The organism is Desulfurellaceae bacterium (assembly GCA_021296095.1).
Classification (GTDB): Bacteria; Desulfobacterota; Binatia; order Bin18; family Bin18; genus JAAXHF01.
The window spans coordinates 20342-28574 of the sequence record JAGWBB010000097.1; the positions used below are offsets into that span (position 1 = coordinate 20342).

At 61.7% G+C, this 8233-nt stretch carries 9 protein-coding genes; 7 read left to right on the plus strand and 2 right to left on the minus strand.

The features are described 5' to 3' along the window. The coding region (locus J4F42_18660; protein ID MCE2487541.1) for a beta-ketoacyl-[acyl-carrier-protein] synthase II at nt 1-230 on the minus strand (230 nt) is incomplete at its 3' end. 152 nt (nt 231-382) lie between these two features. Between J4F42_18660 and bamD the strand changes: the two genes are divergently transcribed. From bamD to cysN, 7 genes are all read left to right on the plus strand, one after another. Next, nucleotides 383-1519, plus strand: coding sequence for an outer membrane protein assembly factor BamD (bamD, locus tag J4F42_18665; protein ID MCE2487542.1), 1137 nt, complete (start codon nt 383-385; stop codon nt 1517-1519). Then, a complete protein-coding gene (locus tag J4F42_18670) occupies nt 1504-2292 on the plus strand; it encodes a HesA/MoeB/ThiF family protein (protein MCE2487543.1) in 789 nt (262 codons plus the stop codon). Before bamD ends, J4F42_18670 begins: the two co-directional genes overlap by 16 nt. A gap of 78 nt (nt 2293-2370) precedes the next feature. Beyond that, nucleotides 2371-3609, plus strand: a complete 1239-nt coding sequence (locus tag J4F42_18675; protein ID MCE2487544.1) for a threonine synthase — start codon at nt 2371-2373, stop codon at nt 3607-3609. 134 nt (nt 3610-3743) lie between these two features. Beyond that, a complete protein-coding gene (locus tag J4F42_18680) occupies nt 3744-4034 on the plus strand; it encodes a MoaD/ThiS family protein (GenBank protein MCE2487545.1) in 291 nt (96 codons plus the stop codon). Between the two features lie 146 nt (nt 4035-4180). Next, complete coding sequence (locus J4F42_18685; protein ID MCE2487546.1) at nt 4181-4939, plus strand: hypothetical protein; 759 nt, start codon at nt 4181-4183, stop codon at nt 4937-4939. Between the two features lie 37 nt (nt 4940-4976). Further along, the gene (gene cysD, locus J4F42_18690; protein MCE2487547.1) at nt 4977-5903 is read left to right on the plus strand and encodes a sulfate adenylyltransferase subunit CysD; all 927 of its coding nucleotides are present in this window, start codon (nt 4977-4979) and stop codon (nt 5901-5903) included. A 17-nt stretch (nt 5904-5920) separates the two neighbouring features. Further along, the gene (gene cysN / locus J4F42_18695) at nt 5921-7837 is read left to right on the plus strand and encodes a sulfate adenylyltransferase subunit CysN (protein ID MCE2487548.1); all 1917 of its coding nucleotides are present in this window, start codon (nt 5921-5923) and stop codon (nt 7835-7837) included. A gap of 27 nt (nt 7838-7864) precedes the next feature. Here cysN and J4F42_18700 read toward each other — a convergent pair. Beyond that, nucleotides 7865-8233: glucokinase (locus J4F42_18700; GenBank protein MCE2487549.1), on the minus strand; the 369-nt coding region annotated here is incomplete at its 5' end.

Genomic DNA, 8233 nt, shown 5'->3' on the forward strand with positions numbered 1-8233 from the left:
TAGGCGTACTGGATAAAGGGGTCCATCTTCTTGATTTCCCGTTTCTCGATGAACTCCTCAGGCACGAAATCCTTGACCTCTCCACCAATCCGGGTGGGAAAGTCGGAGACGTCGAAGCGGGAGATCGGACCGATACCGGAGCGGCCTTCGAGCAGCCCGATCCAGTTTTTCTCAACCCCCGTACCGAGCGGCGTGACCAAACCCAACCCAGTAATGACGACGCGTTTCATAGTCCCCCTGCCTTTATCCGTGTCCACAAGGAATTCGGGCATCTTAGAGGGTCTATTTCCGGGCTGTCAACCGGGCGGCTGCCCGCCGACCTCACGCCGCGGGCTCAGGTCCGTTGACAAGCCCCCGAAAAATCCTCTAGCATAACAGGGTTATGCGTAGGGCTATTCGAGTGTCGGTATGGGTGTGTGCCCTCGTCTGTCTGGCGGGTTGTTCGGCGGTGGTCAAACGCCCGTCGGCCAAAGAGTATTTCGATACGGCAGAAAAAGCCTACCAGGACGAGGACTATAATATCGCCACGGACAACTTTCGCGATCTGCTCGACCAGTACCCGCTCAACCCGTATGCCGAGGAATCCCAGCTCAAAATCGCCTACGCCTACTATCTCGACGAGGAGTACAGCGACGGGATCGCCGCCTTCAGCGACTTTGAGCGCGCCTACCCGACCAGCCCCCACCTGCCGTTCGTCGAATACTATCGGGGCATGTCCTACCTGGAACAGATGCGCTCGCCCGACCGGGATCAGGCCGTGACCCAAAATGCCTACGACCACTTCCAGATTGTACTGGAGCGCTATCCCGACAGCAGCTTCGGCATCCTGGCCGAGGAAAAGAGCCGCGAGTGCCGCGAATCGCTGGCGGCGAGCATCCTCGGCATCAGCGATCAGTATCGGAAGATCGGGCATTTGTTTGCTGCCAGGGTTCGCCTGCGGTCGCTGGTCGAGCAGTATCCTGAAACCGAGGCCAGCACCAATGCCCTGGCCGAGCTCGAAGAAGTCCTGACCCGGGAAGGGGAGTCGGAACTGGCCGCTCTGGCGGGCAAAGCCCACACTTTTCGGGCCAGCACCCCCCCCTCTGCCGAGCAAATCAGGCAGCTGGAACACATTGGCTCTGTGGCCGAAGAAGTCGCCCTGCCGGAAGATGGGCAAGAAGCCGTTTCGCCCGGCGCCGCCAACGGAAGCCTGGCCGGTCTGCCCGAGCCCAGCCTCGATCCGCTGCTGCTGCTGGTCACCGAACTGCGCAAAGACGAGGCCAAAATTCGGGCTGAAGCCCTGGAAGACCGGCGCAAGGAATTGCAGCTGATTGAAGAAGCCCGCGAAAAATACATGAAAGAGGCCGAAGAACGCCGTTTGGCCGGGCTTGAGGAAGAAAAACCGGCGCGGGGCATACGCCGCTTCCTGCCCTGGGCTTCCGGGCCGACCGACACGCAGGAAGAGGAGGAAGACTACGAGGAAGAGCTGGATCCGATGTTGAGGATACGGGAGTGGATGCCGGAATGGATACCACTCTGACGGATACCGGCGCTGACCGCTCCGCATGCCAGACATCAGCAATCCGTGCCGGGTCGGTGCTTGTCGTCGGGGTCGGCGGGCTGGGCTGTCCGGCGGCCCTGGCCCTGGCCCTGGCCGGGGTTGGCACAATCGGCCTGATTGACCCAGACCTGGTTGATGTGTCGAACCTGCAACGTCAGATCCTGCACACAACACCCGACCTGGGACAGGCCAAGGTCGAATCGGCCCGGCACAAGCTGTCCCGCCTGCGGCCGGCCAGCCGGGTCACGGCCTATCCCGAGCGGCTCAGCCCGCACAACCTGAGCGCGGTTTTCCGGGACTACGACTTCGTGATTGACGCCACCGACGGGACGGCCACGAAATTTATGATCAATGACGCCGCGGTTCTGCTCGGCAAGCCGTTCTCATACGCCGGGATTGTCCAGTTTCAGGGCCAAACCCTGACCGTGCTGCCGAGAAAAACCACCTGCCTGCGGTGCCTCTTTCCCGTGCCGCCGTCTCCGGACGAGATTCCGAGCTGCCAGGAGGCCGGTGTGCTGGGCAGTGCAGCCGGCAGCCTGGGCCTGATTCAGGCGACCGAGGCGGTCAAATATCTAAGCGGCGATCCACAGCTACTGACCGACCGCCTGCTGACCTACGATGCCCAGCTTCCGCGCTGGCGCGAGGTTCGGCTGAAACCCAATCCGCGCTGCCCGGTGTGCGGCTCCCAGCCCAGCATCACCAGCCTGCGACCCGAACGCTACGAAGAAGACGGACTGTGCCAGGTCGGATGAGGCATGTCCTGCAAAGGTGAACGCTGAGCGCTTCATGGAGCGCTCAGCAGCGTTCGTCCGATTTTGCCAAGGATACGTATGAACACTGTTACCGGTTTACGCTGTCGTGAGTGCGGCCAGGACTATCCTGTCGCCCCCGTCCATGTGTGCGAGCTGTGTTTTGGGCCGCTCGAAGTCCAGTATGACTATGGCCTCATCCGTCGCAGCCTGTCGCGTCAGACCATTGCCGCGCGACCGTCCTCACTGTGGCGCTACCACGAACTGCTGCCGCTCAGCCGGCCACCGACAATCGGCCTCTACAGCGGCTGTACCCCGCTGGTCAAAGCCGACCGGCTGGCCGCCGTGCTCGGCGTGGATGAGCTGTATGTCAAGGATGATTCGGTCAATCATCCGACGTTTTCGTACAAAGACCGGGTGGTCTCGGTCGCCATGTCCCAAGCCCTGGAGTTTGGCTTTGAGACGGTGTCGTGCGCCTCAACCGGCAATCTGGCCAACGCGGTCTCGGCCCACGCGGCTCGGGCCGGGCTGCGCTGCTGGATTTTTATCCCGGCCGACCTGGAACAGGGCAAGGTCATAGGTTCAACGATCTATGGTCCACGGGCAATTGCCATCCACGGCAACTACGACGATGTCAACCGGCTGTGCAGCGAGATTGCCGATAAGTACGGCTGGGCGTTCGTGAACATCAACATCCGGCCGTATTACACCGAAGGCGCCAAAACCTACGGCTTTGAAATTGCGGAACAGCTTGGCTGGCGTCTGCCCCAGCACGTTGTCGTGCCAACCGCCGGCGGTACGATTCTACCCAAGGTGGCCCAGGCGTTTGAGGAACTCCAGACCGTCGGGCTGATCGAAGACGGGCCAAGGCCCAGGATTTACACCGCCCAGGCTGCGGGGAGCGCGCCGGTGGTCACGGCCCTGCACAAGGGCACCGACCAGATCGATCCGGTCAAGCCCAACACGATCGCCAAGTCGATCGCCATCGGCAACCCGGCTGACGGCTATTACGTCTTGCAGGCGATCCGCGAATCGGGCGGCTGGGGCGAAGCGGCGACGGACGAGGAAATCGTGGCCGGGATTCAGCTGCTGGCCCGCACCGAGGGCATTTTTACCGAGCCGGCCGGCGGCACGACCGTGGCGGTGACCAAAAAGCTGATTGAGCAGGGGCGTATTCCGCGCAACGAATCAATAGTGATCTGTATTACCGGCAACGGCTACAAGACAATTGAGGCGGTCGTCGGCCGGTCGGCCGAGCCGCAGACCATCAACGCCCGCCTGGCCGAATTCGATAGGCTGTACCAGACAGGCGGACGCTGATCGCCACTTGGTGACCGTTGAGCTTTTGACCCCAGGCCGTCGGTCAGGCCGGAGGAAAAGTTCGCGCGACGGAATTGCATTCATCATCGAAAACCGTCACAGTAGGGAAATCTTGCTTGCAGGAGGTGTCTGGTATGAGTGTCCAGGTGCGGATACCAACCCCCCTTCGTCGTTTCACCGGTGGCGCCGAAGAAGTCAGCGCAGAGGGCGCAACGATCTCGGCCCTGGTCAACGATATCGAACACAACCATCCGGGAATCAAAGAGCGTATCTGTGACGAGCAGGGGAATATTCGCCGCTTTGTGAATATCTTTGTGAACGGCGACGATATCCGTTTTTCAGACAATCTTGAAACCGTCCTCAAAGATGGAGACGAGGTCTCCATCGTCCCGGCAATCGCCGGCGGAAAATGTGGTTCAGCCTGAGCCACACAACCACCGTGAAGAGCGGACCGGCCTCACCGGTCTGCCGTAGAGGGCATGCAGACGCTGCTCGAAGGATCCCTGCTCTGATCATACCCGCTGCCACAGCCTCTGCGTCGGCCCGCTCCCGGCTATAGTCCCCTGTTCCCATGCTGTCCGAAGCCCAAATCGAACGCTACAGCCGCCAAATCATCCTGCCCCAGCTCGGCGGCAAAGGCCAAGAAACCCTGCTACGGGCCAGAGTGCTGGTCAACGGCGGTGTCCTCCAGACCACGACTCTGCTCTACCTGGCCGCTGCCGGAGTCGGCACCATTGGGCTCCGTAGCCGCGAGCGACCGGCGGTCTTTTCGGCCTTGGCCGGCAAGATGGACGATGATGACCACCTCATCAACAAGAAGAGAGCATCGTCCACCTTGGATGAACCGGGTGACCCGGTCGTGGCTACGCTTGGGCGTTTGAACCCGGACTGTCGCGTCGTGCGGCATGGCATGGACGGGTCGGCGGCGGGGCTGATCGCCGCCTACGACTTGGTGGTCTCCGAGCCCGGTCCGCTGGTGGACCATTGCGGCAGGCTCGGCCAGCCCGTGTGTTGCAGCTGGGGCCAGACCTCATACCGCCACCTGTTCGTGTGTCGGGGCGGTCCAGACCAGGCCTGCTGGGCGTGCCTGCCAGCCGAGCAAAAACGAACCACCCCGGGGCATGAGGAAACAGCCTTTGGGCGGCTGGCCGACCTGTTTTGGGGCGCTTTCCAGGCCACCGAGGCCCTGAAATGCGTAATCGGCCTCGGTCCCTCTTCACCCAGCCGGGTGTTTAGGTGTCAGTTTCCGCAGCTCCAATTCAGCGACCGGCCGGTCGAGCAAGATCCCGACTGCGGGGTGTGCGGCCGGGCAGGCGGCAGGGATGGCTGATTGCGCATCTCCCCCCAGCCATGGGACAATAGGCACGATGCAAACAGAGGACACACAGGCTCGGAGTCTGACCCATTTGCGGACGCTTGAGGCGGAGAGCATCCATATCATCCGGGAAGTGGTCGCCGAGTTTGAGAACCCGGTCATGCTGTACTCGATCGGCAAGGACTCGGCCGTCATGCTCCACCTGGCCCGCAAGGCCTTTTATCCGGCCAAGCCCCCATTTCCGCTTCTGCACGTCGACACGACCTGGAAGTTCCGCGACATGATCGCCTTCCGCGAATCCTACGTGCGGCAAGAGTTGGGCTTGGAGTTGATCGTCTACATCAACGAAGAGGGCCGCCGAGCCGGGATCAATCCGTTCACCCACGGCTCGAAAAAACACACCGATATCATGAAGACCGAGGCGCTCAAGCAGGCGCTTGACCACTACCGTTTTGACGCTGCCTTTGGCGGCGCCCGCCGCGATGAAGAAAAGTCGCGGGCCAAAGAGCGGGTCTATTCGTTTCGGGACCGCAGGCACCGCTGGGACCCCAAAAACCAGCGACCCGAGCTGTGGAACATCTATAACGCCACCGTTGACAAGGGCGAAAGCATCCGAGTCTTTCCCCTGTCAAACTGGACCGAGCTCGACGTGTGGCAGTACGTCTACCTCGAGAACATCCCGATTGTCCCGCTGTACTATGCCAAGGAGCGGCCGGTCGTGGACCGGGACGGGGTGTGGATCATGGTTGACGACGAGCGGATGCCGCTGCGGCCGGGGGAAAACCCCCAGTTGAAGATGGTCCGCTTCCGCACTCTGGGCTGCTATCCGCTGACCGGTGCGGTTGAATCGCAGGCCGACACCCTGCCGCTGATCATTCAAGAGATGCTGCTGACCAAGCACTCGGAGCGCCAGGGCCGGATTATCGACTTCGACCAGGCGGGTTCGATGGAAGAGAAGAAAAAAGAGGGCTATTTCTAGTCTGGAAGCCGCCGACCATGTCGCACCAATCCGATCTGATCGCCACCGATATCGAGGCCTATCTGGCCCAACACGAACGCAAAGACATGCTGCGCTTCCTGACCTGCGGCAGCGTGGATGACGGCAAGAGCACCCTGATCGGCCGCCTGCTGTACGACTCCAAGCTGATCTATGAAGATCAGCTCGACGCGATTAAAAAAGACTCGCAGCGCTACGGGACGACCGATTCGGAATTTGACCCCGCGCTGTTGACCGACGGGCTCAAGGCCGAGCGCGAGCAGGGCATCACCATTGACGTTGCCTACCGCTATTTTTCGACTGCCCGACGGAAATTCATTATCGCCGACACACCCGGCCACGAGCAGTACACACGCAATATGGCGACCGGGGCCTCGACCTGCGACCTGGCCATTATTCTGATTGATGCACGCCACGGCGTGCTGACCCAGACCCGCCGCCACAGTTTCATCGCCGCGCTGCTCGGCATCAAGCACATCATTGTGGCGGTCAATAAGATGGACTTGGTCGGCTATAGCCAGGAGGTGTTCGACGCCATCGTGGCCGACTACGCGGCCTTTGCCGCCCGGCTGGAACTGGGCGATATCCGCTTTCTGCCCCTGTCCGCCCTGCGGGGCGATAATGTGGTCACCAAAAGCGAGGCCATGCCGTGGTATCAGGGCGCACCCCTGATGTATCTGCTGGAACACGTGCATATTGCCTCAGACCTGAATCTGATCGACTTTCGACTGCCGGTCCAGTACGTCAACCGCCCGGACGCGAATTTTCGCGGCTATTGCGGCACGATTGCGGCCGGGATCGTGCGGCCGGGCGACGAAGTCATGGTCCTGCCGTCGCATAAAACGAGCCGGATCAGATCCATCCTCACCTTCGAGGGCGAACTCGACGAGGCCAGCTCACCGCTGGCCGTGACCCTGACCCTGGAGGACGAAATCGATATCAGCCGGGGCGATCTCCTGGTCCACCCGAATAACCGGCCGCTGGAGGCGCACAGCTTCGAGGCCATGGTGGTGTGGATGGCCGAAGAGCCGCTGCAGCCGGGCAAACACTACCTGATTAAACACGCCACGCTGCAAACGCCCGGCATGATTCGCGAGGTCCGCTACCGCATGGATATCAATACCCTGCACCGCGAGACGGCCGAGCAGCTGGGGCTGAACGAAATCGGGCGCTGCGCGTTTGAGCTTGAAAAACGGGTCGCCTTTGATCCGTACCGCAAAAACCGGGCGACCGGCGCCTTCATTATCATTGACCGCCTGAGCAATAATACGGTCGGGGCGGGCATGATTATCGACCGCCTCCAAACCGGGCTCAGCCGCAGTCCGGATGTCCGACCCGAGACGAGCCTGGTATCGGGCGCCGAGCGGGAAACGGCCCTGGCTCAGACGGCGCTCACGGTGTGGCTGACGGGCCTGTCCGGCTCGGGCAAGTCCTCAATCGCCCACGCTCTGGAGAAGCGCCTGCACGAGGCCGGCTTCCACGTGTTCTGCCTGGACGGCGACACCCTGCGGTCCGGCCTCAACAGCGATCTGGGCTTTTCGGCCGAGGATCGGACCGAGAATATCCGACGGATTGGCGAGGTCGCCGGCCTGTTTAATCGGGCCGGGCTGATTGTGCTGGTGCCGGTGATTTCTCCCTTCCGCGACGACCGTCGCCGGGCTCAGGAGACGATAGGGTCGGAGCGTTTTTTTGAGGTGTATGTCGATACGCCGCTCGAGGTGTGTGAGCAGCGAGACGTGAAAGGGCTGTACCGCAAGGCCCGGGCCGGGGAGATTGGCGAGTTTACCGGCATTTCCTCACCCTACGAAGCACCGGACAAGCCGGCCCTGCATATGCGGACCGTGGACCGGGATGTCGAGGAGTGTGCGGACGAGGTGTTTGCGGCCATTGAAGATCGCATCAGGCCGCGTCACTGAAAAAAGTGATCGCGATAACAAAAGAGATCAAAGGGCATCACGATCATCTTTTCCAAGCCGTAATGCGGCCTGGGCGGCGCCGACCTGAGCCGCCTTGGGGTTGAGGACAATCCGGACCGGGATGTCGGCCATCAGCGCGGCAAAGCGGCCCTTGTCCACAAAGGCCCGCATGAACGCGCCGTGACCGACTCTGGGCAACAGTTTGGGAATCATCCCGCCGGCGACATACACGCCGCCAAGACTCATGACGGTCAGGGCCAAATTCCCGGCCTGGGCGCCGTAGATGCTCAGAAAGAGGTCAACCGCAGCCTCACAGGTGGCACACTCGGCGCTCACCCCAGCCTGGCCGATCACCGCCGCCGGATCCTCGGTTCGCATCCGTTGCTCCAGCCCGGC